The organism is Aureimonas sp. AU12, assembly GCF_001463705.1.
Taxonomy (GTDB): domain Bacteria; phylum Pseudomonadota; class Alphaproteobacteria; order Rhizobiales; family Rhizobiaceae; genus Aureimonas.
The window spans coordinates 1-1184 of sequence record NZ_BBWH01000063.1 but is presented as its reverse complement, the minus strand read 5'-3'; the positions used below and the strand labels follow the sequence as shown (position 1 = coordinate 1184).

The 1184-nt window shown below is 64.8% G+C and carries 1 protein-coding gene; it reads left to right on the top strand.

Annotated elements, in window-relative coordinates; genetic code table 11:
- Window positions 1-1176, top strand: a 1176-nt coding sequence (tuf, locus tag AUL33_RS21335; RefSeq protein WP_062213345.1) for an elongation factor Tu, incomplete at its 5' end; no start/stop codon positions are given.
- Window positions 1177-1184: the final 8 nt, after the last annotated feature.

Genomic DNA, 1184 nt, shown 5'->3' with positions numbered 1-1184 from the left:
ATGGCCAAGAGCAAGTTTGAGCGCAACAAGCCGCATGTGAACATCGGCACGATTGGTCACGTCGACCATGGGAAGACGTCGTTGACGGCGGCGATCACGAAGTACTTCGGCGAGTTCCGTGCGTACGACCAGATCGACGCGGCGCCGGAAGAGAAGGCGCGCGGCATCACGATCTCGACGGCGCACGTGGAGTACGAGACGGAGAACCGTCACTACGCGCACGTCGACTGCCCCGGCCACGCCGACTACGTGAAGAACATGATCACGGGCGCGGCGCAGATGGACGGCGCAATCCTGGTGTGTTCGGCAGCCGACGGCCCGATGCCGCAGACCCGCGAGCACATCCTGCTGGCGCGTCAGGTCGGCGTTCCCGCACTGGTGGTGTTCCTGAACAAGGTGGACCAGGTCGACGACGCCGAGCTTCTCGAGCTGGTCGAGCTCGAGGTTCGCGAGCTTCTGTCGATGTACGAGTATCCGGGCGACGACGTTCCGATCATCAAGGGTTCGGCGCTGGCCGCTCTCGAGGATTCGGACAAGATGATCGGCGAGGACGCGGTTCGCGAGCTGATGGCGGCGGTCGACGCCTACATCCCAACGCCCGAGCGTCCGATCAACATGCCGTTCCTGATGCCGATCGAGGACGTGTTCTCGATCTCGGGTCGCGGCACGGTGGTGACGGGCCGCGTCGAGCGCGGGATCGTGAAGGTTGGCGAGGAAGTCGAGATCGTCGGCATCCGCGACAACAAGAAGACGACGGTGACGGGCGTCGAAATGTTCCGCAAGCTGCTCGACCAGGGTCAGGCGGGCGACAACATCGGCGCGCTGATCCGCGGCGTCGACCGCGAGGGCGTGGAGCGCGGTCAGGTTCTGTGCAAGCCCGGCACGGTGAAGCCGCACACGCGCTTCATGGCCGAGGCCTACATCCTGACGAAGGAGGAGGGCGGTCGCCACACGCCGTTCTTCACGAACTACCGTCCGCAGTTCTACTTCCGCACGACGGACGTGACGGGCATCTGCACGCTGCCCGAGGGCACGGAGATGGTGATGCCGGGTGACAGCGTGACGATGGACGTCAAGCTGATCGTTCCGATCGCGATGGAAGAGAAGCTGCGCTTCGCGATCCGCGAGGGCGGCCGCACCGTCGGCGCCGGTATCGTCGCCACCATCGTCGAGTAAGCAGGTCG